The 23,913-nt window shown below is 43.1% G+C and carries 26 protein-coding genes; 8 read left to right on the forward strand and 18 right to left on the reverse strand.

Translation table 11 applies throughout. The features are described from left to right. Window positions 1-11: 11 nt before the first annotated feature. Window positions 12-1,370 carry an ABC transporter substrate-binding protein gene (locus tag MHH63_RS15380; RefSeq protein WP_076218205.1) on the reverse strand — a complete coding sequence of 453 codons (1,359 nt, stop codon included), beginning with the start codon at window positions 1,368-1,370 and terminating at the stop codon, window positions 12-14. Window positions 1,371-1,640: 270 nt separating this feature from the next. On the opposite strand from MHH63_RS15380, the gene MHH63_RS15385 reads away from it, so the two are divergent. Further along, entirely contained in the window at window positions 1,641-1,853 is a 213-nt protein-coding gene (locus MHH63_RS15385; RefSeq protein WP_076125931.1) for a hypothetical protein, read from the forward strand. A gap of 78 nt (window positions 1,854-1,931) precedes the next feature. Here the strand turns inward: MHH63_RS15385 and MHH63_RS15390 are convergent, their stop codons facing one another. From MHH63_RS15390 to MHH63_RS15405, 4 genes are all read right to left on the reverse strand, one after another. Next, a complete protein-coding gene (locus MHH63_RS15390) occupies window positions 1,932-2,093 on the reverse strand; it encodes a hypothetical protein (RefSeq protein ID WP_172628809.1) in 162 nt (53 codons plus the stop codon). 144 nt (window positions 2,094-2,237) lie between these two features. Next, window positions 2,238-3,131 (reverse strand): polysaccharide deacetylase family protein, encoded by an 894-nt coding sequence (locus MHH63_RS15395; RefSeq protein WP_341171756.1) that lies wholly within the window; start codon window positions 3,129-3,131, stop codon window positions 2,238-2,240. A 138-nt stretch (window positions 3,132-3,269) separates the two neighbouring features. Next, a complete protein-coding gene (locus MHH63_RS15400) occupies window positions 3,270-3,863 on the reverse strand; it encodes an LOG family protein (RefSeq protein ID WP_076125930.1) in 594 nt (197 codons plus the stop codon). 89 nt (window positions 3,864-3,952) lie between these two features. Then, a complete protein-coding gene (locus MHH63_RS15405) occupies window positions 3,953-5,512 on the reverse strand; it encodes a hypothetical protein (RefSeq protein WP_341171757.1) in 1,560 nt (519 codons plus the stop codon). 194 nt (window positions 5,513-5,706) lie between these two features. On the opposite strand from MHH63_RS15405, the gene MHH63_RS15410 reads away from it, so the two are divergent. Then, on the forward strand, window positions 5,707-6,378 hold the full coding sequence (locus tag MHH63_RS15410) for a tetratricopeptide repeat protein (RefSeq protein WP_076183453.1): 672 nt from the start codon (window positions 5,707-5,709) through the stop codon (window positions 6,376-6,378). 85 nt (window positions 6,379-6,463) lie between these two features. Here the strand turns inward: MHH63_RS15410 and MHH63_RS15415 are convergent, their stop codons facing one another. From MHH63_RS15415 to rpiA, 5 genes are all read right to left on the reverse strand, one after another. Beyond that, complete coding sequence (locus MHH63_RS15415) at window positions 6,464-9,625, reverse strand: MMPL family transporter (RefSeq protein ID WP_341171758.1); 3,162 nt, start codon at window positions 9,623-9,625, stop codon at window positions 6,464-6,466. Then, window positions 9,622-10,077 (reverse strand): MarR family winged helix-turn-helix transcriptional regulator, encoded by a 456-nt coding sequence (locus MHH63_RS15420; RefSeq protein ID WP_038570382.1) that lies wholly within the window; start codon window positions 10,075-10,077, stop codon window positions 9,622-9,624. The genes MHH63_RS15415 and MHH63_RS15420 overlap by 4 nt, the downstream gene beginning before the upstream one ends. Before the next feature lie 171 nt (window positions 10,078-10,248). Then, window positions 10,249-10,689: a GNAT family N-acetyltransferase gene (locus tag MHH63_RS15425; protein ID WP_076125920.1), complete on the reverse strand. Its 441-nt coding sequence runs from the start codon at window positions 10,687-10,689 to the stop codon at window positions 10,249-10,251. Between the two features lie 3 nt (window positions 10,690-10,692). Further along, window positions 10,693-11,169 (reverse strand): VanZ family protein, encoded by a 477-nt coding sequence (locus MHH63_RS15430; RefSeq protein ID WP_341171759.1) that lies wholly within the window; start codon window positions 11,167-11,169, stop codon window positions 10,693-10,695. Next, window positions 11,166-11,846, reverse strand: a complete 681-nt coding sequence (rpiA, locus tag MHH63_RS15435; protein WP_139330165.1) for a ribose-5-phosphate isomerase RpiA — start codon at window positions 11,844-11,846, stop codon at window positions 11,166-11,168. The genes MHH63_RS15430 and rpiA overlap by 4 nt, the downstream gene beginning before the upstream one ends. Before the next feature lie 81 nt (window positions 11,847-11,927). Between rpiA and MHH63_RS15440 the strand changes: the two genes are divergently transcribed. Then, window positions 11,928-12,125 carry a hypothetical protein gene (locus MHH63_RS15440; protein ID WP_076183447.1) on the forward strand — a complete coding sequence of 66 codons (198 nt, stop codon included), beginning with the start codon at window positions 11,928-11,930 and terminating at the stop codon, window positions 12,123-12,125. Here the strand turns inward: MHH63_RS15440 and MHH63_RS15445 are convergent. Continuing rightward, entirely contained in the window at window positions 12,122-12,271 is a 150-nt protein-coding gene (locus MHH63_RS15445) for a hypothetical protein (RefSeq protein ID WP_341171760.1), read from the reverse strand. The two genes, MHH63_RS15440 and MHH63_RS15445, sit on opposite strands and share 4 nt — an antisense overlap. A gap of 6 nt (window positions 12,272-12,277) precedes the next feature. Continuing rightward, window positions 12,278-12,733, reverse strand: coding sequence for a hypothetical protein (locus MHH63_RS15450; protein WP_339248384.1), 456 nt, complete (start codon window positions 12,731-12,733; stop codon window positions 12,278-12,280). A gap of 231 nt (window positions 12,734-12,964) precedes the next feature. On the opposite strand from MHH63_RS15450, the gene fsa reads away from it, so the two are divergent. Beyond that, entirely contained in the window at window positions 12,965-13,612 is a 648-nt protein-coding gene (gene fsa / locus MHH63_RS15455) for a fructose-6-phosphate aldolase (protein WP_036686257.1), read from the forward strand. Between the two features lie 56 nt (window positions 13,613-13,668). Here the strand turns inward: fsa and MHH63_RS15460 are convergent, their stop codons facing one another. The 3 genes from MHH63_RS15460 to MHH63_RS15470 form a co-directional block, all read right to left on the reverse strand. After that, window positions 13,669-14,982: an MFS transporter gene (locus MHH63_RS15460; protein WP_081387369.1), complete on the reverse strand. Its 1,314-nt coding sequence runs from the start codon at window positions 14,980-14,982 to the stop codon at window positions 13,669-13,671. A 132-nt stretch (window positions 14,983-15,114) separates the two neighbouring features. Further along, complete coding sequence (helD, locus tag MHH63_RS15465; RefSeq protein ID WP_076279786.1) at window positions 15,115-17,466, reverse strand: RNA polymerase recycling motor HelD; 2,352 nt, start codon at window positions 17,464-17,466, stop codon at window positions 15,115-15,117. Between the two features lie 219 nt (window positions 17,467-17,685). After that, on the reverse strand, window positions 17,686-18,729 hold the full coding sequence (locus MHH63_RS15470; protein WP_076125912.1) for an FUSC family protein: 1,044 nt from the start codon (window positions 18,727-18,729) through the stop codon (window positions 17,686-17,688). A 184-nt stretch (window positions 18,730-18,913) separates the two neighbouring features. Here MHH63_RS15470 and MHH63_RS15475 point away from each other — a divergent pair, with 184 nt between their 5' ends. Further along, window positions 18,914-19,417, forward strand: a complete 504-nt coding sequence (locus MHH63_RS15475) for a hypothetical protein (RefSeq protein WP_076189895.1) — start codon at window positions 18,914-18,916, stop codon at window positions 19,415-19,417. A gap of 68 nt (window positions 19,418-19,485) precedes the next feature. Here MHH63_RS15475 and MHH63_RS15480 read toward each other — a convergent pair whose 3' ends face one another. Then, entirely contained in the window at window positions 19,486-20,139 is a 654-nt protein-coding gene (locus MHH63_RS15480) for a phosphatase PAP2 family protein (RefSeq protein WP_341171761.1), read from the reverse strand. 99 nt (window positions 20,140-20,238) lie between these two features. On the opposite strand from MHH63_RS15480, the gene hfq reads away from it, so the two are divergent. Further along, entirely contained in the window at window positions 20,239-20,460 is a 222-nt protein-coding gene (gene hfq, locus MHH63_RS15485; protein ID WP_036686247.1) for an RNA chaperone Hfq, read from the forward strand. A gap of 136 nt (window positions 20,461-20,596) precedes the next feature. On the opposite strand, the gene MHH63_RS15490 is transcribed toward hfq, so the two are convergent. Beyond that, complete coding sequence (locus MHH63_RS15490; RefSeq protein ID WP_076306341.1) at window positions 20,597-21,703, reverse strand: lactonase family protein; 1,107 nt, start codon at window positions 21,701-21,703, stop codon at window positions 20,597-20,599. A gap of 207 nt (window positions 21,704-21,910) precedes the next feature. Between MHH63_RS15490 and MHH63_RS15495 the strand changes: the two genes are divergently transcribed. Together MHH63_RS15495 and MHH63_RS15500 are read left to right on the forward strand one after the other, a co-directional pair. Beyond that, on the forward strand, window positions 21,911-22,246 hold the full coding sequence (locus MHH63_RS15495) for a LytTR family transcriptional regulator DNA-binding domain-containing protein (protein WP_036686243.1): 336 nt from the start codon (window positions 21,911-21,913) through the stop codon (window positions 22,244-22,246). Between the two features lie 185 nt (window positions 22,247-22,431). Further along, window positions 22,432-23,589: a peptidylprolyl isomerase gene (locus MHH63_RS15500; protein ID WP_076125905.1), complete on the forward strand. Its 1,158-nt coding sequence runs from the start codon at window positions 22,432-22,434 to the stop codon at window positions 23,587-23,589. Window positions 23,590-23,673: 84 nt separating this feature from the next. Here MHH63_RS15500 and MHH63_RS15505 read toward each other — a convergent pair whose 3' ends face one another. Next, complete coding sequence (locus tag MHH63_RS15505; RefSeq protein ID WP_036686240.1) at window positions 23,674-23,868, reverse strand: hypothetical protein; 195 nt, start codon at window positions 23,866-23,868, stop codon at window positions 23,674-23,676. Window positions 23,869-23,913 lie beyond the last annotated feature (45 nt).

Raw genomic sequence — 23,913 nt, forward strand, 5'->3', positions numbered from 1 at the left:
AGCTTGAAATCTTAGCTGCGTTCAGCCAATGTTTTCGCTTGTTTTACTGCTTCGTTCCATTCTTTGGTCGGATCTGCTTTTTTCTCCAACACATTTTTCAATGCGTTTTTGAAGAAAGTATCGGTTTGGTCATGAAGCGGTCCGTAGTATACAGGTTTTACCCGGTTTGCTGCTTTACCGAATTCTACAGCGGTTTGTTGTCCACCGAAGAAATCATCTTTGAAGTCTACGAATGCAGGATCTTCATACAGGGCAGGAATAGAAGGCATAAGGCCTTTGGTTTTGAAAGATTCCAGTTGGTTTTCCTTGTTATCCATCCATGCGATAAAGTCATAAGCTTCTTTCGAGTGTTTGCCTTCTTTTGGCAGCGTCAGGAACGAGCCACCCCAGTTACCAGCACCTTCAGGGAGCTGAGCAATTTTCCATTTGCCAGAGGAGTCTGGAGCATTACTCTTAACATTTCCCGCCATCCAAGCTGGTCCCATAACTACTGCAAATGAACCGTCGTTCATGCCTTGACCCCATTCAGGAGACCAGAGCATAACATTGCTGATCCAGCCTTCTTGAATACCTTTAACCGTGAAATCATAAGCTTTTTTGACTTGCGGATTGGTATCTCCGATAAAGCTGCCATCAGCTTTGCTGAAATAGATTTCATCAGCAGATTGATCACGCAAAGCATTAAAGGTAAGATCCGTAAGGTCTACAAATGGTTTGCCTGTTTTCTCTTTGAAAGCTTTGGCAACAGCTGCGAACTTATCCCAAGTATCAATAGCAGCGCCGAATCCTTCTGAATCACTTGGCAGTCCAGCTTCTTCAGCCAAATCTGTGCGGTAATATACAACCGTTGGACCGATATCTGTTGGAAGACCTAGCTGGAAGCTGCCATCTACGGAAGAAGCTTGTTTCCATTTCCAATCCAGATAGTTGGCTTGAATATCTTTGGCACCCAGATCATTCAGGTTATAGAACTTGTCCTGAGCGTTGATGAAACGTTCCATGAAACCGATTTCAAGTTGGAAAATATCAGGCGCACCCGATCCAGCCGACAAAGCAGTGGTCAAATTATTATGGTGAGCGGTTTGGTCACCGGTATTTTGCACTTTGATCGTAATGTTTGGATGTTCCTTAGTGTACTCCTTCGCTAAATCCTCGTAGTTCACGTTGCCCAGTGTCCAGAAAGAAAGTTCGATTTTCTCAGCCGGTTCTGTTCCCTCATCCTTAGTAGGTTCACTTGTGCTTGCTGCGTTGTTACCTGCATTTTTGTTTGATGTGTTGTTGTTCTCGGCGTTGTTGCCTCCGCATGCTGCCAGTGAACCTACGAGCATGATAGCGACTAACGATAGCGCCAAGTGTTTTACTTTATTCATTCCCCTGTACCCCTTTCAAAGGTTTCTCTTACAAGAATTAGTGTACAGGGTTTAAATTCTTTTTTTGAGGAGGTAAACTTCCGATTTATGGTGGAAATAATTACGAAACCATTCATATCTATGTAATGTCTAAGGAGGGAGTATAAAATTTCGTCCAAATATGTTCCTCACAGAATACGTGTACTTCATCTTAAATTGGATTTCTTGTGCTTCCGCAGGTATACTATTTTTATTTCTTACTTCATTACATGATCAAAGGAGTTATTACCCATGCCCATTAACCGCCCGCTGCTAAGCGACAGCGATTTCCAAGAAGCCGTTGACCGCAAATTACCTGTTCGTGTATTTCAGGACGATCATTTAGTAAATTCAGGAGCAACCGTTGTCCGCTTCACTGATTTCGATGTTGTTATTCAATCTAGAGTTAGTGATCTGACTTACTACTCACGCAAGAGCTGCGAATTTTTTGAGGTCAGACCCTAAAGAAAGCCGGAATGCAATGATCTCTAGGATCATCGCGTTCCGGCTTTCTTTAACAGACATAGGGTATAGCTTTCATCTTTAATTTTTGTTGTAGGTGCTGTACGCTTTCATTTTCTCATTCAGAACTTCCTGGAAACTCATTCTCTTCTTGTCTGCTTTTCCTTGCTTGGGATTGACCACGGGCTGAGGTCTAAAAAACTGATGATTGTAAGCCATAAGATTATGTACGATCACATTCATTGGATTTCAACCTCCTTCCGTGATGTTCCTGAAATTTGCATTTCTGCTTGGTTACTTACGGCTTATTTACCCAGCTTCTCCAAAGTTTAAACAGTTTTATCAGATTCATATTAAAAAATGAAAAAGTGCAGCTTTTAGAATATGCTAAATACATCTTTGTAAATCACGTATGTCTTTCCACGAAATAAGTTTAATCTCCTTATTGATAATCAATTCCTTAATTTCAATATCATTTAGAAGACGATATTCCAATTCTCTTTCTGTATAACATTTCGTTATTGCTATTAATTGATCTGTTATTTTAGATGGATGTATAGTTAACTGTGTTATTCCAGGTTTTAAATTCTTTAACAATTCAGTTAATCTCATTTTCATTTTGCTATATTCCGCAGCAGGGTAAAAACAGTAAGGAAGAGAAATTATATCATCGATTAATAAAATCCCCCTTTCTTTTGCTGAAGAAATTCTTTTTTGAAACAATCTCAACTGATCATTATTAAAAAAGGGTTGTTCTAATATCCTAATAGGTAAATTAAAGGGCAGGCGGTACTTTTCACACAAATCAAATATTATTTCTATAAAATCTCGTCCAGTGTATAACCCCATGATACTCCCCCCATGACTATCTAGATGAGTTGGATCAATGTCTTGTATGATTGCACTTTGGATTTGCGATTCTAACTCTAATCTAATCTCGTCATCAGCAGCGTTTCTTTCCAGAAGAGTGGCATCTTGATGAAAATACCCTTCCCCCGTAATTAAGCTACTCAAGATTTTTTCTTTGAATACTGGTTGATACGGATATTTCTCGCCACTCGTTAGCGTTAGATGAATTCCAATATTCTTTATTCCTTTCCAATTAATTATCTTTATAGCGTCATTTGAGTCTGGGCAAGGCATCATAATAGATGTGGATGTTATAGCTTTTCCTTCAAATAAGTTAACAATAGCTTCATTAGTTCCTTTAGTTATTCCGAAATCGTCGGCATTAATTATTAACAGACGGTCGTCAGCCGCAAAGCCTAATTTTCGAATCATAAGCCTTCCCCCTATTACTAAATGATTTTACAAAAAGAAAAAAAATAAGAACGTAGACACCGTGAAGTGTTTGCGTCCTTATTTTGAATAGCGTGCTAAACCAATTATTCGCACCTTAGAGCAGTGGAAACCTTGAATCTAGCGCTGAGACGGGAACCTTGCTTTCCCCTTCTCATCATTATTATGATCCACTCGCCCTCTCATCAGTTCAAGCAGATATTCGGGTTCTGAGTTCATATGCAGCATTTGAAGTGCAGTTTTTGGTGCAAAACCTTCAGCCACACTATGGGAGATCAAGGCTTGCAGTGGATTAAAATAACCTCGAACATTCAGCAGCCCTATAGGCTTCTGATGAATACCAATCTGCATCCAGCACAGAATTTCAAATAGCTCATCGAAGGTTCCAAGACCTCCCGGCAAAGCAATAAAAGCATCCGCCATACCGCTCATTACCGCCTTACGTTCATGCATACTAGAGACCTCAATCAGATTCGTCAATCCGGAGTGTCTGATTTCATCTTGAAAAAGATCCACTGGCATAATTCCTACAGCTTCGCCACCATTAGCGAGTACCCCGTCCGCAACCTGTCCCATAAGGCCATTCCGCGAACCTCCATAGACCAACCTACAGCCTTGTGCCGCTATATGATAACCTAATTCCCTAGCCATTTCCGTATATTCAGAGTTAAGACCTGGATTCGATCCGGCAAACACACATATTGTAAAAGCCATTCCTATCACTCCAGACTGGTTATTATGGTGAAATTGAGATTAATTCACTTATTGTACCTCAGAATATTAATATATGTGTTAAATGTAAGTCATCTTTTTGTTTGTAATGTTAATTGGTACAGCGTACTATTCCACTCCGCAGATAGACCTGTAGCTCTGGCCAAAGCCGCTGCTGGCACCAGAGAAGTGTAGCTTACTTTAATGGATTCTGCTGACGGTAATGAAATTTTCTTCCCAGCTTTCGTCAACGTCAGTTCCCCCTCCAAAGACAGGCTATATCCCAGACTTTCTGCTATATCCCTAATCGGTACTTTTACACTTCCATCCATAAAAATAGCAGACTGTACGGAATCCATTTTTTGACCATCTACAATTACAGTAACAGGCTTTAAAATAGGAGATATAGCAAAAGGACGTGAATCAACCGCGCTAATTCCGAGTTGACCAAACCTATTTGTTCCCCAAGCCACAGCTGTTCCATCCTTCAGGACTGCATACTTACTATTCTCACCCATGGCAAAAGAAACAGGATCACTCAATCCTTTTATTAACTTAGGCTGCGTAAAAACTAAACGGTTGTCGGTTGATGGTTGGGTACTCCAAGTCCACACGGTGCCATCTTTTTTAACAGCTGCAAAGTTGTCTAAATCCAGCGTAAGTTTTGAGATCGTTTTTACGGCTGTAATCTTTTGCAGACCTTGTAGTGAGGTACCAGCTTTCCATACCCAGTATTCTCCTTTTTTATTGCCAACAAGATTGAACCCGTTTTTCGTCTGGACAGATACAATATCCGTAAGACCTGGCATCTTGCTCATCGTGACTTCGTTATAATTATTGCTGTCAATTGTTCCCCAGACGCTCCCGCTCTCGGTTAAAGCCAGTATACTGCGATCGCTCATAGAGACGGACTTTACATGGTATAAATCCTTAACTGGGGTCGGTTTCTTCATCACATTCGTGTTCTCTGTTTGCGGGATAGCACTCCAAATCCACAGGGTACCGTTAGTTCGAATGGCGGCATGATAAATACTGCTTCCGATCCACTTCACTTCGCTCAAACCCTGTACATTAGTGGCAGCGGGCAGCTCTGTATAGCCCACATCTGAAGCTTCTGGAGGATTCCACTGGAGTAGACTTCCATCGTTTCTCAAAGCTAATGCACTATGCAATCCTGACGATATACTAACCACATCACTCATTCCTGAGATCCTTTGAGGAAGCAGAACCTTGTGTTGTTTAGCACTTGCCCCATTGCCAGCTTCTGCTACACTCTTATCCCGATAATCTCCCCAAGCCTTAACCGTGCCGTCTTCGTTCAGCGCTACATAGTACGCTTCGCCGATCGCCAGCTGTTTCGTATGTTCAAGCCCAGCTATTTTATGGGGAGTAATCGTCCACCCCTCAGGCCCGGCGGTACCATTAGCAAATTGACCAACAACATTACTCCCCCAGGACCAAACATTTCCGTCAGTTCCCACCGCAAAAGAGCTTCCACCCCAAAAACCAGGCGAAGCAACAATCTCCTTAATCCCACCCAACTTCCCAGGTGATGGAGCTGCACTTATAACTTGAGGGACAGACAATGCAGTCAGCAGACTTGAACAAACCAACAAACTAAACAGCCTTAGCTTCCTTGAAAATAAGTGCATCTTGATTTTCCCTTCTTATGATATTATTGTAATTATTATTACTATTACACTAAGACGCTATAAAGCTGACAAAAGTTGTAGTTTATCTTAAATCCCGGGATTCAGATTGGTTTGAATTATGATATAATTACGCTGCCTTAGATCTGCTCTTATTCAACCGCAATACCGGAACCAAATGATCATGGAGGGAAATCATGCTTAAATTTATAGGTATTATGATGCTTTTCAGATTAGTGGGCAACCCTTTTCTGGCTTTATTCATCCTGCTTGTTATCTTATATTTCTTAGATCGGCGATACGTGGGAATTTTCCCTAGTATTACAAAGCCCTTCAAACGAGTGCGGCAAATCTCCAAGCTGCGCACAACAGTATCTTTGAATCCAAATGATGTTTCTGCTAAATTTGATTTAGCCCGGAATCTGTCAGAACGTAAAAAATACAAGGAAGCCAAGGATATCCTGCTACAGATCGAAGACCGTTACGAACAATCTGCCGAATATTGGGTGGAGCTGGGTCATGTGAATCTTAAGCTGGGCGCTTTGGAAGAAGGCGAAGATCAGATGCTTCGAGGTCTAGAAATCAACCGAAAAGCCCAATATGGTCAGCCATATCTTCGGTTAGCGGAAACCTTCCGCCATACAGATCACGATAAAGCGTTGCATTACGTTACTCAATTTCAAGAGATTCAGTCTTCCTCTAGTGAAGCCTATTATTTAGCCGGCTCCATGTACAAAGCATTGGGCAGAACTGAGGATGCTAAACGTGCTTTCGACGAATCCACCGCCATCTACCGTTCGCTACCCAAATATAAAAAACGGCAAGAACGCGGCTGGGCGTTACGTAGCTTTTTCGCCAAAATGAAATAAACTTTGTACTTATATTTTCACAAAAAAACCTCTAGCCGCCTATTTATTTAGGCAAACACTAGAGGTTTTTTGCTGTGTAGAGTGATTACATGTTTACATCTTGTTTAGTGGGTTCTCCACTTTGTTTGACCGCAAATGGCCACCAGTTCCCACGGCCGAAGATCCGTACCATAACAGGAACAAAAAACGGCAAGAAGATTAGTGCATACAAGGCCAATCCTACAAGCACCACTGTTGCAATCTGCATCATCGACAATACGCCTGAAGGGTACATCGAAGCGAAGGTACCGCCCAAAATAACTACCGCCGAAAGAATGACTGTTCCCATATTTCGCATAGCATGCAGGATCGCTTCCCGCACATCCCAAGTTTTATATTCGTTAAAGCGGGCCATTAAGAAAATACTATAATCTACTCCAAGTGCAATCAGCATAACAAAGCTGAAGAATGGCGTTGTCCAGGTAATCCCTTCAAAGTGCAGAAGGTGAACAAATATAGCCTCTGTAACACCCAATGCTGAAAAATAAGTAATCAAAAGAGAAATAATAAGGTAAATCGGCATTACGATTGAACGAAGCAGCAACACCAAGATAATGAAGATCCCACCCAGCATCAAGATTACTGTACGTGTGTAGTCTTCGTTGGAAATATTACGCAAATCGTTCTGGCTGCTTGTAACCCCGCTGATTGCAGACTCTGCATTTTCCAGCTTCGTACCTTTCACTGCACGATCTACTGCTGCTTGAATATCATCAACACTGTCAATAGCTTCTGAACTATATGGATTCTCAGTGAATACTACATCCAGCGTCATTACCTTACGGTCGTCAGACAAGTAGGTATTAAATACCTGCTCTATGCCTTCAGCTTCAAGAGCCTCAGCCGGTACAAAGAATCCACTCAGCTCATCATCCTTAGCCGCTTGAATCTGATTCAAATAATCTTGTGCAGAGCCCAGCCCACTGGTAATTTGTTCCAATCCGTTTGCACTGTCGCTTAATCCAGTAGTTAAGGCTCCTATCTGCCCTGTTAATTGACCAAACCCATCCGCAAGCTGCTGCTGTCCACCTTGCAATTGATCTAGGCCACTAGTAATGGATGGAATTTTATCTACGATCTGTCCTTGACCTGCTGCGGCCTGCTCCAGCCCAGATTGCAGCTGACCGATGCCCGCAACAAGCTTAGCTAAACCTTGTGCGAGTGCAGTTTGCCCAGCCGAAGCTTTGGCATAGCCAGCATTCGCCTCATTTAAGCCTGCTGCTGCTCCTTTAAGCTGCTCTGAGATCTGCCCAAGAACCGCTGCCAGCTGAGCAGCCCCAGTACCACTCTGCGTTACGGTGCCTTTAATGGTCAGATAATTAACATCCTGCAGAATTTCCGGATAACTGCTCTCAAGACCATTAAAAGAACCATCAAGTCCCTTCAACGCTTCTGCCACACCTTGCAGCTGCTGCGGAAGCTGCCCAAGCCCTTGATCCAGCGCAGTTAAACCGCTGCCGATTTTTTTATATCCCTCCAGTAGCTTCGTATTGGCATCCGCAAGCTGCTTGGCACTAGCAGCTGCCTGTTGAAGTCCTGCTTTGATCTCTCCTGCACCAGCTGAGCCGCTTTTTATTCCGCTCTCAATACGTGCCAGCCCATCGCCTAACGCGACGATTCCATCTTTCAGTTCTGCTGTGCCTTCCGTCAGCTTAGCGCTGCCTTGAGCAGCCTCTGTAAGCTTAGGTGCATTTTCACTCAGCTGTTTACTAGCTTCAGACAATCCCGTTTGAATCTTGGTCAGTCCCTCACTGGTCTGATCCAGACCGTCAGATAAAGTCCCCACCTGATTCGGGATTAAGAAATCACTGATCAGCTCTCCGGTTGGACGAGACATGCTGCGCACCGATTTTACGCTGTCCACTTTTTCCAGCTCGCGGCTGATTTTTTCTGCAAGTCCAAGATATTCTGAAGTATCCATCCGATCATCATTTTTGATTACGATCTTGCCAGGCATGGATTCACCCGGCCCGAAGCTATCCGAAATGATGTTAAATCCTTTTACCGAGGCATATTCTGAGCCAATTTCCTCCAAGCTGTTGAAGGACAGCTTTCCGCTATAGGTAACAAGGAACGGAGCTACGATTACTGCAACAATTAGCAGCGCGGCCCATGGTCTTTTTAAGGAAAAAGAACCTGCTGCTCCCCAAATACGGCTCTCACTGTGCTCCAGCTTGCCGCGTGAAGGCCAGAAGAGCTTTTTGCCAAGTACCGCCATGAAGAATGGAACAATGGTTACAAGCGCCAGCAGCATAACCGCAATCCCCACGGCAACGGCTACCGCCGAGCGATACAGAATGAATTTGGATAATCCAATCGCTATAAAACCTACGAATACCGCAAGTCCGGAATAGAACACCGTTCCCCCAGCCTTACGGTAGGTTGCAATAATAGCACTTTTGGTATCTTCTGCTGTCATCATTTCTTCTTTAAAACGACTGATTAACAGGATACAATAATCCGTACCAATCCCGAACATGACCGCAACCATAAAGATTTGAGTAAATGTAGATAATGGAAAATCATAACGGTCCACTAAAAAAGCCACAACGGACTGAGAAACAATATAGCTGAGTCCTACCGTCAGTAGCGGAACAAACGGTGCCACGAACGAACGGAATACCACGAACAGGATAAGTAAAATAAAGACTACCGTAATATATTCCGATTTCTTAAGCCCGGCTTCCGAGCTAGCAATCATATCCTCAGTAATCAAACCCTCACTGGTTAAATAATGATCCGCCTTAACATCTGTGAGTAATTCATCCACTTTATCAGGAAGTGCGGTGACAGACTCTCCTCCGCCTTTGATAGACAACGCCACCATTATCGTCTTGCCATCCTTGGCAATCAACGTATCCTTAAGCTCACTTTGTGAAAAAGGATCGGTGATGGAATCGATCTGCAGCGTCTCCTTATTCGCAGCCAACTTCTCAACGCCCTGCTGGATACTAGCTGTTTCATTGGCTCCGATTCCCTCTGGATTATTGAATACAAGAGCTACCTGATGCAGTGTCTCTCCGCCCTTATCATTCGCCGCTTCCTTTAAGATTTCTGCCGCTCTAGATGAGGAATAGCCATCAGGTACAGTAACCTGCCCCTTCTCACGTACAAGATCAGAGAACGAAGGGGCCGTCATGACCAAAACTACGGCCACAGCGAGCCAGATTGCGATAACCGCCCATCTTGCTTTTAGAATCGTCTTCATGGATTCTTCCCTCCATCATCATTCTGAATTAAATTCGCCAGCTTCTCGAACATCATGACGAACATTTCAATATCCTTCTCTTCAAAATGAAACAAATACGGGGAAATCACTTCATGTACCTGCGTCTCCGCTGCTTCAAAAACTTTTTTTCCGTGCTCAGACATCGACAAATACACCTGGCGGCGATCATTCTCGTCACGAGTTCGCTCGATTATACCCGCTTGCACCAATCTGTTGATGATTGCAGTAATGGAGCTTTTACCCACGCAAAAAGATTCAGCAAGATATGTAGACGTACATTGTTCCTGAGCATTAATCAACCGAAGAATTTGATACTGATCATTCGTTGTCTCCGCAGCAATACTATCTTTAATTCTTGCTGCTACTTGTCTTGTCACAATCAAATAAGCATCCATGTAGCGATTGATCCAATGTTGCACTTCGTTATCCAAAGCTTCCTACCTCCAAAATATAGTTCAACTATCGAACAGTTTCATTGTCAAACTATAATACCTGCTTTTATAAAAGTCAATTGGCTTTTTTTCGGGCATTTAAAGGCAAAACGCAAAAAAAACAGGCCGAGATTCCTCTCGACCTGCCATTTTATGACCTTCAAAGACTTTTTAGTCCTCATCCTCGGTCTCTTCAACTTCGTATACACATCTTAACATTTCAATTCCGGCTTCATTCTCTCCTAAGCTGTACACCATGAACCCTAGACTGCGATAAAAATCTGCGGCGATTTCATCCTCAGTCTCAGCTACCAGATAACGCGGCTGACGAGTAGCGAGCAGCTCCAGAATCATCCCCCGCGCATAACCTTTCCCTCTATTCTCTGGCAAGACGGCAATATGCCGAATGTCCAAAGAACCGTCTTCGGTTTCTTCGAATCCTACAAGACCAAGCAGGAGTTCTTCTTCTTCCCAGCCATATAACTGCAGCCCGGCTTGTTCGCTGTACTCAGACGATGTCTGCTCCAACGCGTTGGGGTCATCAATGACCGCATACGTCAACAGCTCGTTCACCTCAGGCGAACCAATAAGGGATTTAAGATCTACCAACATTGTTCACATTCCTCCTTCTCTGTTGCTTCTGTACCCGATTCGAAACATACAGTAACCTGTCCATATCCCTAACATGTTTAACAATAGATCATCAATATCAAAGCTTCCGACATGCAGCAGCATTTGCAGAAACTCCAAAAGCAGGATGCAAGGAACAGCATATAAAGAGATTCTTTTCCAAGAAATTGGCCGTGTCTTTGCAAGTGGAATTAGTATTCCAAATGGAATAAACACAACAACATTTCCAAGCAGATTCACAAACCGGCTGATCAGCGATATCCCGTTATTCATGTCGAAATAAAGTGACACCGTACGTAATGGAATCAAATTGTACTGAAGCGGGCCACCTGTATGGATCTCACGCCCAAAACCGATGAACATCCAATAGATAACAGTAGCACTATACAGAGTCAGCCCTATCCGTGTCAATGCTCTCAGCTTCCGTAAACTGCTAGATTCTCCAGATCTACGAATGATCAATTGCCCGGCTTAGCTTCTATAATTTCAATACTTCCATCTTTTTTACCCACAATAGCCATTGCTGCAATTCCAATAAATAAGCCGTGTTCCACAACTCCCGGAATACTTTGGATGGTCAGTGCCAGCTTCGGTGCGGACTCAATGACTTCGAACCGGCAGTCTGCGATGTAATTGCCGTTATCTGTCTTGTACAGCTCTTCTCCGCTACGACGCAATTCAGGATTGCAACCCAGCTTGGCAAGTTCAGCCACAGTCCATTCCCATGCAAAAGGAACAATTTCCACAGGCAGCGGGAATTTGCCAAGTGTGTTTACCACTTTACTCTCATCAGCAATAACGATCATACGAGTACTGTTACTCGCAACAATCTTCTCCCGAAGCAGCGCGCCACCGCCGCCTTTAATAAGCTGTAGACTACTATCCAGCTCGTCCGCTCCGTCAATGGTCAGGTCCAGACTATCAATATCTCCAAAAGCTACGATTGGAATCCCAAGTTCACGCGCCTGTTCTTCGGAAGCACGGGAGGTTGCTACAGCGGTAATCTTTAGACCTTCACTGACGCGCTCACCAAGCTTGTTGATCGCCCAATAGGCTGTAGATCCAGTGCCAAGGCCGATCTTCATGCCATCTTTTACAAATTCCACTGCTTTTTCCGCGGCTAATTGTTTAACATTGATACTCATTTTATTACCCCCATGTTATCCGTTATAATGATCTATGATGATGTTGAAATCACCTATTGTTCAGGAGGATTCCGGATGAGAACCGAAAACCAAATTCAATCTAAAATCAACGAATTGACACTGCAGCGCAGATCTCTGGAATCAAGATTAGCTTCATTAACAGAGAACAGCCCACAGCAAGATAACCTGCAAGCTCAGCTCACTAGAGTTGAAGATATGGTCATGATGCTGGAATGGGTGCTTAATGCACCCGTAGGGAGATATCATGCCTAAGGCTGACTGCCATCCATTATTTTACCAATCAATGTGCCGGTAGCTGTGTTTAACATAAAACGCGATTGCTTCCGGCTGTTTGATTCTTTTTTTATATCCAAATTTGTATTATGCTTTGCGCAGAGCAAAAAATCAATATCTTTCACCCTACTCTATGTATATTGTAAATTCACTGCATCCTCTAGATTGAGAATCATCTCTTTTTCTGTGTGATTAGCCGTCCTGTGTAAGTAGGCTTTATGCTCAGAATACGCATCCAAAGGCATTGGCCTACTAATCTTGTCAAGCATATTACGCTCGACATCAGCCAGTAAGTAATCCCCTTTTCCCGCTGCAACTCTGCACAAAATAATCAAAGCTACAGGCTTGTTCACAACAACCGCTCCATTCGACCGCGCAAATACAGTGTATTGAAATAACGGAATGGCCTCAGGTTCTTCAACACCAGCTGCACTAGATTGGTCAAAGATAGAATACATAAGGGAAGGATCACTTGATGAAGTACCGAGTTTCTTCTGATTAGACACCAACTTGCTGTTTTGGTAGGTAAGGAATCCCGCTGCTGCCAGCACAAGCACAAGTAAAATAACCAATATCGCATACATCATCCCATCCCCACCTCCCACTCCAAAATAACAATTCCGGTTATATATTATCATGGAGGGAGGCCTAAGCCAATCTTATATTATCTGAAATTCAGCGCATACAGGTAATACTGATTCTATAAAGTTATTTTGAAATATTCAAAATAACAGTTGAAACTTTGATTTGCATGTCTCATAATGTAAATATGAATGTTGCTTGTCAATCCATATGGAAATCAAGGGAGGAAATTTAAAATGAAGTTTTTCTTGGATACCGGAAACATTGAAGAAATCAAACGTATTACTCGCCTAGGACTAGTGGATGGCGTAACGACTAACCCTTCGCTGATCGCTAAAGAAGGAAGATTGTTCAAGGATGTTATCAAAGAAATCGTTGCAATCGTTCCAGGACCTGTAAGCGCAGAAGTAATCGGACTTACAGCAGAAGAAATGCTTAAAGAAGCATACGAAATTGCTGAATGGGCTCCAAACGTTGTAATTAAACTCCCTATGACTGAAGATGGCTTGGAAGCTTGTTATGAGCTTACTAAAAAAGGCATCAAAACTAACGTTACACTAGTATTTTCCGCGGCTCAAGGTTTGATGGCTGCTAAAGCAGGCGCAACTTATATCTCTCCTTTCGTAGGTCGTCTGGATGATATCGGTGTTGACGGAATGAAGCTGATCAAGGATCTGAAGACTATCCTGACTAACTACAACTTGAAATCCGAGATCATTGCAGCAAGTATCCGCAACATTGCTCATGTTGAACAAGCAGCTATTGCTGGTGCACACATCGCTACAATCCCAGGTTCACTTCTGCCAACCCTCTGGAAGCACCCGCTGACAGATAACGGTATTGAACGTTTCTTGAAGGATTGGGAATCTGTTCCACAAGCCTAAGAATATCTTTTATTCTTTTATCTAGAGGGCTATCCCACAAGCTGCGGCTACGCAGCTTAGGGATAGCCCTTTTTTCCATCCAGAGACATTGAGGAGGTTTGGCGAACACGTTTCGGCCAGATCGGAGGAATTATCTTCTCTTTGTCTTTAACGCCTGGCTCCCCCTTTTCCCCCTTACTCGGAGTTACTGCAAACAAGGTCAGTAATCCACCAATTGCCCCTACTGTAGCCATCAACGCGAACAAGACCCAATGCCCGCTGCTTAGCAGCAACGATACCACCGGCGGCCCCAACGCTACCCCTATAAATCTCATACTACTATAAAGAGCGGTTATTGTGCCGCTGTTCTCCTTCTCAATCCCCTCCGTGATTAAAGCATCCATACAGGGAAGTACAATTCCGATTCCAACACAACCTAACCCCATAAACCCTACTAAAAAATAAATACCTTTGTTGAACCCCGCACAAATCATCGCCGCAGTCAGTAACACCATGCCCCCAAAACCCAGCCATTTCATTAGCGTTTTATTCTGACCAATGATCTTTCCTGTTCCATAGGAGGACAGACATAAGAGGGCAAGCGGTATCGCCAGCACAAACCCCTTCGTCGCCCCGTGCATTTTATATTTAGTTTCCAGCATTTCTGATAAATAGAATTGGACACCAAAGGTCACAAACATACAGATGCCGCCTATGGCAAAAATAGCGTACAACCAACGTCCCTTTTTACGTAAAACGCTCACAATTCCAGATAAAAACGCCCGAAGTTCCTGTTTCTCAGGTTCATCCTTTGCTTCGGGTTTTCGGACCAGAAATAAGACTAACAAAAATGAAATTAGACATAGAATGGGAATTGCAATAAAAGGAGCAAACCAGAGCCATATCCCAAGATAGGCACCAAGAATTGGACTGAGTACTTTACCAAACGTATTGGAGGTCTCAATGATTCCCAGACTTTTGCTCACATCTTCTTCTTCCTTGAACAAATCGCCTACAAAGGGGATTACAATTGGAAAAGCACCCGCTGCACCAATTCCTTGCAACAGACGCCCCGCTAAGATCACCCAATAAGCGCTAACCCCCTTCATAAACCAAGCAGCCACCACGCAGACAGCACCGCCAATTGCGGCAATGATTAAACTCGGAAGAATAACCTTCTTTCGCCCAAAACGGTCTGACAGATAACCTGCAATAGGGATCATTACAATTGCCATCAATCCATACACGGTAATCAGCATACTGACTTGAAAAGCGCTAATGCCGAGTTCTTTGGAGATCTGCGGCAGAATAGGCAGCAGCATGGAGTTACCGAGGGTCATTATTAGTGGGATTGATGCTAAGGCAAGCAGATCCCATTTTCTTTCCTTCATGAACTGACCACCTTTGTCATTGTGTACAACATTCTTTATTGTGGTTTGTTCGCCCTTCTTTATTCATGAAAACAAAAAGACCGTCCCTCCGCTGCTGCGGAAAGGACGATCTTAAAATGAAGAAATCTATGCTTACAGCGACCCGGCGCTTAAAGATGCCACATTAGCGGACGGTATAAAATGGCTAGGTTCACCCAGACTAAAAATGTGCAGCAAGTGCATAGCCCGAGTGCACGCCGTATAAAACAATTTGCGTTCACTTTCTCTGCCATATTGTTCAGCCGAGCCATCATAGATGACGACCGCATCAAACTCCACGCCTTTGGCTAAATAAGCAGGCAGAACCAGTGTCCCCTTCTGAAAATTCGGTGTTTCCTTTGTAACAAGTCTCACCGGCAGGCTACGATTCAGTTCAGCATGAACCCTTGCGCTTTCCTCCGCTGTTTTGCAGATGACCGCCACATAATGATATCCCTCAGAATGCAGCTTGCGGATATCCTGTTCCACAGCATTCAGAAGCTCCTTCTCGCTGGATACCACACTTATCTGGGGTTCTTCTCCCCGCCGATTAAAAGGTACGATTCGTTCTCCTCCAGGGATCATTGACCGCGTAAACTCCACGATCTCATACGTTGAACGGTAGCTTTGGGTTAACGAGATCACTTCTGTGTTCTCTTCACCATATATACTTACGAGACTAGACAAATCCCCCAGTACCTCACCTTGCGCATAAATGGCCTGGTTCAGGTCCCCTAATACGGTCATTTTTGCTCTTGGAAATAAACGCCGCATGAACTCTAATTGGAATGGAGAATAGTCTTGTACCTCATCTACAATCACATGACGGATCAGTGTGTTGGTTCGGAAGCCTTGGCTTAACTCCTTCAGATAAAGGAATGGCGTAGCATCCTCATAAGCAAGCTCGTTCACTCCAATGGATTCCAATGTCTGCTCACAGATATCATCCCACACCTCTGGTAAAGGATAATCTCCATTGAGGCGCACCATAAGCTCGCGATCTGTAAATAACGTGCTGTACAAGCCCTTAACGTCCACAAAACGACCCCGTTTAGTCCAACCCCGCAGGGGTTTGAGCCGCTGGCTGACTACATAACGAGATAACACTTCTTTTTCCGTATCAAAATCGTCAAAGCTATCCTGCGAAGCTTTCTTCTTCCGACGCAACATCTGATATGCACGGTGATAATCGCTGGAATCCAGCAGCTCGATCTGATCTTCGACCCACTTCGCATTTCTTTCCTCATGAGTAAAATCTGCAATTTTCTTAAGCAGCCAGCGGATCATCAAATCCACACGATTTGCAAGCTTTATGGCAGGATCGTACGCATAGAACTGGCGTTCCATTTCTTCTTTACTGACCACTGCTTTCCCTTGAAACATTAAAGGCTTAAAAAGCATGCCCTCCTGTTCCAACAACGTAGCATACCGCCGAATCACATCAAGGAAAGGGACAGACGATTTATAGGCAATGCCTTCTCTGCGTATAGCAACCTCAGGACCCTCAGGAGCATTAAGTAAACTTTCGGTCTGACTAAAGACATCTTCCAGCAGGAATTCATGTCCAAGACGATGTTCTAAATACATTTGAAACGTTGTTTGCTGCATATTTTCTTCGCCTAGCTCCGGGAGCACTGTAGATACATAGCTGTTAAACAGCGGATTCGGTGAGAACAGCAGCATTTGATCTGCTGATAATACTTCACGGTATTTATATAGAAGATAAGCTACCCGCTGCAATGCAGCAGAGGTTTTTCCGCTTCCCGCTGCTCCTTGCACAACTAGCATCCGGCTTTTGTCGTTGCGGATTATCGCATTTTGCTCTTTTTGAATTGTAGCAACAATACTTTTCATTCGATCGTCAGCGCTATGACTTAGCACCTGCTGCAGCAGCTCATCCCCGATCGTAACCCCAGTGTCAAACATAACTTCAATTACACCGTCAGCAATAACAAACTGGCGTTTAAGATTCATTGTTCCGGAGACTAATCCTCCAGGTGTTTCATAAGCTGCAGGACCTGGTGCCCCGTCATAATACAGACTGGAGATCGGCGCACGCCAGTCATAGATCAAAAAGGTGCCATCATCCTCCATCAAAGATCCAATCCCTAGATAAATCTTTTCCAGCCCGCCCGTTGGTTCCTCTGTGAAATCAATGCGGCCAAAGTAAGGAGAGACAACCAGCTTTTTATATTTTTTCAGCGCCTTGCTTGATTGCAAATGATGACGTTCCCGTTCATTTAGGATTTGGGACTGTTGGCGAAGACTTGTTGAGGTTTCTCCCAAATCATCCGGGCTACTGAAGTTTACGGTTACCTCTTCCCAGAAGTCTTTCCGCATATCCACTACATCACTGCGATGAAGTCCAAGCTCCTCTGATAAATTGCGAATATGGGCGGACAAAAGCTTGGTTACTCCGTCAACCCGTTCCTGTTCCTCTTTCCACTGACTTTCATTGTTATCCACTACATTTCATCCCCTTTTGGAAGGTTGACATTCCATTTGAATCATGATATGATAAATTTGCATATTTATGTTTTTAAATGCATACTTATTCGATATCTTACCATTTTAGCAATTTCAGTTTGAGATTTCAAGTATTCTCTTAAATAGATGATCCGGTCCCTGTGGAACCGGATTTTTTGCTGTTACAAAGCTTATATGTTGCTCTTCACAAGGTTATGTTTAGGCTTCATGCACAGATTCTTTATCCTCCGCTATACGATTCATCTGATCGGCCACTTTATCTAAGCGCTCCAATTGATATCCGTAATCATAAATCGCAGCAGCCACAACATATAAACGCAGCTGACCTATTTTCTCTGCATTATACCCCAAAATCGCGGTATTCAGGAATTCATCATTGTCTTCTCCCAAGGGTTCGGATTCATTGGCATTGGGCTTTAATTTGTCTTCAAACTTAAGTAAGATATGCTGATGATATTTGATTAAATGTTCCAAATGATTATCAAATAGAGCATCTGTATGTTCGGTCCGATCCGCCTGGAAATAATGCCGATCTACGGCCTCGAGAACATCGTAACCTTTTTGCAAAGAAGCTAACAGGTTCTTATACACAACCATTTGTCTTGTCTGGCTATACTTGGCCCGTTTTAACTGCTTCTGCTCCTCCTCAAACAATGCATACTTATCAGCCAACGATTTTATGGATGAATGCAAAGCATTTTTTTCATCACGAAATACACTTTCCTTCATCTCATGAGAAACCGCTGTTCTCAGCAATAAAGAGAGGCTTGAAAAAACATTCTCAATTTGCTTAATGTATTGCTTACGAGGTTTTGGAGGAACGACAATAATATTGATTAGAAATGCAGAAACAATACCTGTCAAAGTTAATAAAAAACGATTAAGTGCGAATTGCCATTCACCCGAAGCCTCCATCACTGTTATTACAGTAACTAACGTAAGACTTATCGTATCCGCCCGGTTGATTTTCATACTGATCATAATGACTAGAATACAGACCAAACCGACTGCTATTGGGCTGTTGGATAACAGCATCCCTCCAAGTAAAGCCAGGACGGCCCCCATTGTACTAGTCGTGAGCTGGTCAAGAAAATAACGCCAAGAGCGATAAATAGAGGGCTGCATAGCGAAAATCGCCGCAATCCCTGCACCCACGGCAGAAGGAAATTGAAGCATTACAGCTAAATACAGGGCTAGCGTAACGGCCAAACCTGTTTTAAATATGCGAGCTCCTAAAGCCAAACCTATCCCTCCTAAAAATTAGCCCACGCTACAATATGAACATCAGCGAACCCTCGTACTTCTAATTACCCCAGCCTGGAGTTGATGAATTTTAAGAACATTTAAGCTCTCACTCATGTTTCTTTCAGCTTTCAGGGAATACTAATTCGAGTAGTGCCTATCACATAACATACGAGGTGAGTGAATGAATAACAATATCAAAAGATTAATGACTTTCACGACCGTTATTTTTCTCAGCCTGTCTCCAGCTCTTGCGCCAATCGGAAGTGCTTCTGCTGAGAAAGTAACCCTTACAGCCACCGCACCTGGTGCCCATCCTTCAGAGAAAGGTCACGGTCACCATCCAGGAAAAGACGGAAAGGTTAGGGCTGGTGGACATTTCATTATTTTTGAAACGGCTAAACTGCTGGAAATGGATCGTACAGAGCTAATCAATAGCCTGAAAGCAGGCAAAACGCTCCCGCAGCTTGCTCTTGAGAAAAAAGGCTGGACGGAAGATCAATATATTCAGAAGCTCTGCGAATCGGCAAACCAACGGCTGGATCAAGCCATCACCGAAGGACGTCTGACAAAAGACGAAGCCCAAAAGCTTAAAGCAGGACTTCCTGCGATGCTGAAGCAAAGAATAAGCAAAATGGGACAATTCCAGGATCGCAAAACATCTGAACAACATGTGACGACTCCTTAAACAATCCTCTTACACATAAAGACGGATATCTTCATGCGTTATGAAAGATATCCGTTTTTGTATCTGTCCTAATTCTTACGCGAGCTCTTGTAGATTTGAAATAAACAAATGGACAACATCAGCCAAGCACCACTAGCCATATATCCCCCAATTACGTCACTCGGGTAATGAACACCCAGATAGATTCGACTCCAGCCAATCCCCACGGTCATGAATACGGCGAACATTATTAATAAGACCCGTTCATGCCTCCGCCGCAGATGACGCCACATTAAAAAGGCAATAACGCCGTACAAAGAGAATGCTGCCATTGAGTGCCCGCTCGGAAAACTATAACCAATCTCTTCAACAATGCGATGTAAATTCGGACGTTCTCTGTGAAAACATAACTTCATTATTGTATTCAAGAGCTGTGAGCCTAATCCAACCCACAGGAACAAGATTAATTCAAATCGGTGTTTCAGCAAAAAATAGAGCAGTGCCATGGTAACGATAGATATGCCTATAGCGATCTTAGAGGAACCAATCAGAGATAAACCTTTGGCGAATGAGGTCAACGCCGGTGATTCCGCTGATTGCACCCCATCAATAATATAGTTATCAAAGGTTGATACCTTATTCATACTTACAAGGACAGCTATAACGGCGAAACAAGCAGCAAACCCTAAAAAAAAGCGAAAAGCTCTAGACCAGTTCTGATAATAAAGCATAAATACCTCCATGTCTATTCAGGTGACTGTTGACCTCATTTCCAGTGAGGGACTAACCCATGTTATAATTATTGAGAGAAAAAAATTCACAGAAGATGGAGTGCTGCCAAAGTGGAGAGTTTAAAATTGCAAGAACGATTGTTGAACCAGTTCATTTCCACAAAGGTGCCTGTGACGATTTTTACGACGAATGGTGTGAAAATGCAAGGGCTCGTAACCTCGTACGATGCTTTCACAATCACTTTACAAGGTCAAGGTGATGGCAGGCAAAATGTACTATTCAAATCTGCAGTATCCACTATTGTACCTCTTAAGCCCGTTTCGCTCAAATAGTCTACTCCCTCATTCACCTCATCAACCAGATAATCACAGGCTTTTATTTTCAAAAAAAGGGAACACCGGACTTTATATCCGGTGTTCCCTTTAGCATTTCCCAAGATCACTGATTCACTCTTCAAATGGAGTAACTTTATACAGGAACATTTACGGGCTTCACACATACCGGCTTGGATACTTCAGCTGTATTTCCAGTAAATTCGAGTCGGCCACTTGCCGCTTCTATTGAAAATACAACCAGGTTATTCGCATCACGATTTGCCACGATAAGATAAGCTCCATCTGGTGTCAATGCGAAGTGACGTGGATGTCCCCCACGAGTAGATACATATTCCAGATGTGTAAGCTTAGCAGATGCATTATCCACAGCATACACAGCGATATTATCAGCCCCACGGTTTGAAGCGTACAGATATTTTCCATCCTTGGAAATGGCGATTTCAGCGCAAGTATTCTCTTCGTTAAAATCATCAGGCAGCGTCGGCACTGTATCTACAGTGTGCAGAGTGCCTGCGGTACTGTCATATGTAAACGATGTAATGGTGGAATCCACCTCGTTAATTACATAAGCAGACTTTCCGTCTGGATGAAAAGTGAAGTGGCGTGGTCCCGCTCCTGGATGCAGCGCCGTATCACCATGCACTTCTAGCTTGTTGGTTTCTCTATTGATTTTATAGGCACGAATTAAATCAAGCCCAAGATCAGATACAAACACATACTGCCCGTCCGGACTGAAAATAGCGGAATGGGGATGAGGGCGGTCCTGCCGTTCAGGATGCTGGCCATGACCTGAATGTACGGCCACATCAACTAATTGATCCGCAGCTTTCTCTTCATTTAATTTGATCAAACCAACGCTTCCACCATGATAACTACATACAACAACGTATTCATCATTCAAATCTCTATTGATATGGCAGGTGGTTGTTTGACGGTTGCCAGAAGCAGGCATGGAGGGAATGCGTTTCAGTTCACTCAATTTCCCGTCTTTTGGATCAATGGCAAAGGTAACAACCTCGCCTTCTTTTCCACCCTCACCATTCGGTTTTTCTCCTATAGCATATAGACGTTTTTCAGCGGTATCTACATTAACAAAGGTAGGATTAGTTAAGCCCTGCACCGAATCCAGCAGCTTTAGCGTACCACCTGCAGCTCCATCGAATTCAAACACCTGCACTCCGCTTTCCGCGGCACTTGCATAAGAACCTGTAAACAGCAATAACTTATTCTGCTCATTCATCTCTATATTCCTCCTCAAAAGTATTGCTACTTCACACTCATTAGATGTGATCATCTATATAATCTACAATTTTTAAACGTTAATTACAAACGATAAAGTTAGAAATGTACGAAACAATTCAAAAATGGGTCTTTCCAACGATTAACTGTTGTGATATAATGAAAGCGCTAACATTAGTCTTTTATTCCGTATAAAGGGGGAACATGAATGAGTAGCATCCTGCTGGAAGCCAGAAATGTGTACGAGGACTTCGAGGTGGAAACAGACATTCTGTTCTTTAAGGTCGGGGACCATGATTTGGTCATTTTTCACGGCAGAAACTATAACATAAAAAAGAGAATGACTGCCGAGCAATTAAATCGATTGTTGTCCAATTCAAGTTATTATCATGTGTACGGTGGCTGTTATGTCAACCTGAACAAGATCAGCTCTATCGCAGATGACTGCATTTATTTCGGTGAAATGGGCCTGTATGCTAAAAACGTACGTGTCCCAAGACGAAAACAAGAAAGCATTCGTCATCTTCTGAAAGGACTGAAGTAGACATCTTATTCCCATTAGCCGGAAGGGCATGTTACTGATGCCATTTCCGGCTTTTTGCTTTTTATTAATAGAAACTTAAAAAGATCCTGCCTTTTTTTATACTTTCTTAAGGTTTAGGATTAGGATTTCTGTTAAAGTTGTAAATAGACAAGCAACACCTATATTGAAGGGAGTCATTACTAATAATGGACAAAAAAGATCTGAATGGAAATGAGAACTTAGAAAACAACGGTACCACGGAAGAAGAATTGAACACTTCCGAGATTATCAATGAAGAGGTTGAAGTAGCGCAAGTTGCTGCTGAGGAACCTGTGAATACAACAAAAGCAGACAGTATTCCAGTAATGAACAAAGTCGGTGCGAACAACGCTACGCCACCTACACCTCCGACTGCTCCTAGAAGCAATAAAGCTTGGATGATTGCCTCTATCGTATTAGCTGCAGCACTAATCATTGTTCTGGTCGTCCAAAAAGACGACAGCAAAAAAGCTGTTGCAACAGTAAACGGAACAAAAATCACAAAAGAACAACTTTATGATAAATTGATCGAAGCAGGCGGAGAAAGCACGCTGCAATCTATGATTACAACTGAGCTTGTTGATCAAGAGGCTAAAAAAGCTAACGTAACTGTTACAGATGAAGACATCAACACTGAACTTGAAGATCTTAAAGCACAATTCGGCGGAGAAGCTGCCTTTAATGCTGCTTTGTCCCAAAGCTCAATGACTGTAGACGACTTGAAAAAGCAAATGCCGCTGCAAGTAAAGCTGCGTAAAATCCTTGAGCCACAAGTCACTGTAACGGATGATGAAATCAAAGAATACTATGACACAAATAAAGCTACTTTCAGTGAAGAAGAACAAGTTCGCGCTTCCCACATTCTCGTTGAGACTAAAGAAGAAGCAGATGCAATTCTGAAACAACTGAAAGAAGGCGCAGATTTCGCTACTCTTGCCAAGGAAAAATCCTCTGATACGGGTTCCAAGGATAATGGCGGAGATCTAGACTTCTTCAAACGTGGCGATATGGTAGCTGAATTCTCTGATGTAGCCTTTAAGCTAAAAGTTGGTGAAACCAGTGATGCTGTCAAATCCGATTATGGTTATCACATCATTAAAGTAACCGACCATAAAGATGCTAAAGACTATACACTGGAAGAAAAGAAAGATGAAATTCGTAAAACACTAGTTTCGCAAAAGGTTTCCACTCTGTCCTCCACTTGGATGTCAGAAACAACTGAAAAAGCAAAAATCACGAACACACTTACTGACGCTAAAGAAGATGCAGCTGCAACAGCTGAGCCAACTGCAAGCGCAGCAGCAGGAAATGAATCCACTAAATAATTGTGCCCGTCAAAAAGCAGGACAAGCGTTAATAAACGCTGTCCTGCTTTTTTTTATTTCTATGTTCAGGCCTTTGATTAAGCCTTAATGACCTTTTTTACGGATTTGTTTATCGTGGTTCTCCCCCCACTCTTTCGCCTGCGCTGTGGCAATTGAAATCGCCCGCCCCTCCTCATAACCATCTTCGAGGAGCGCATTCGCAATATCGATTGCCTTATTGCGAACAGGTGCTGTGAAGTTCTTCAATGATTCTGGATAATCCTCTTTGTTCCATGGCATACCAAAAACCTCCTTAACCAGTCTATATACATACTTAGCCTGGTT

Origin of the sequence: Paenibacillus sp. FSL H3-0310, from assembly GCF_038002785.1 — a bacterium.
GTDB lineage: Bacteria > Bacillota > Bacilli > Paenibacillales > Paenibacillaceae > Paenibacillus_AQ > Paenibacillus_AQ odorifer.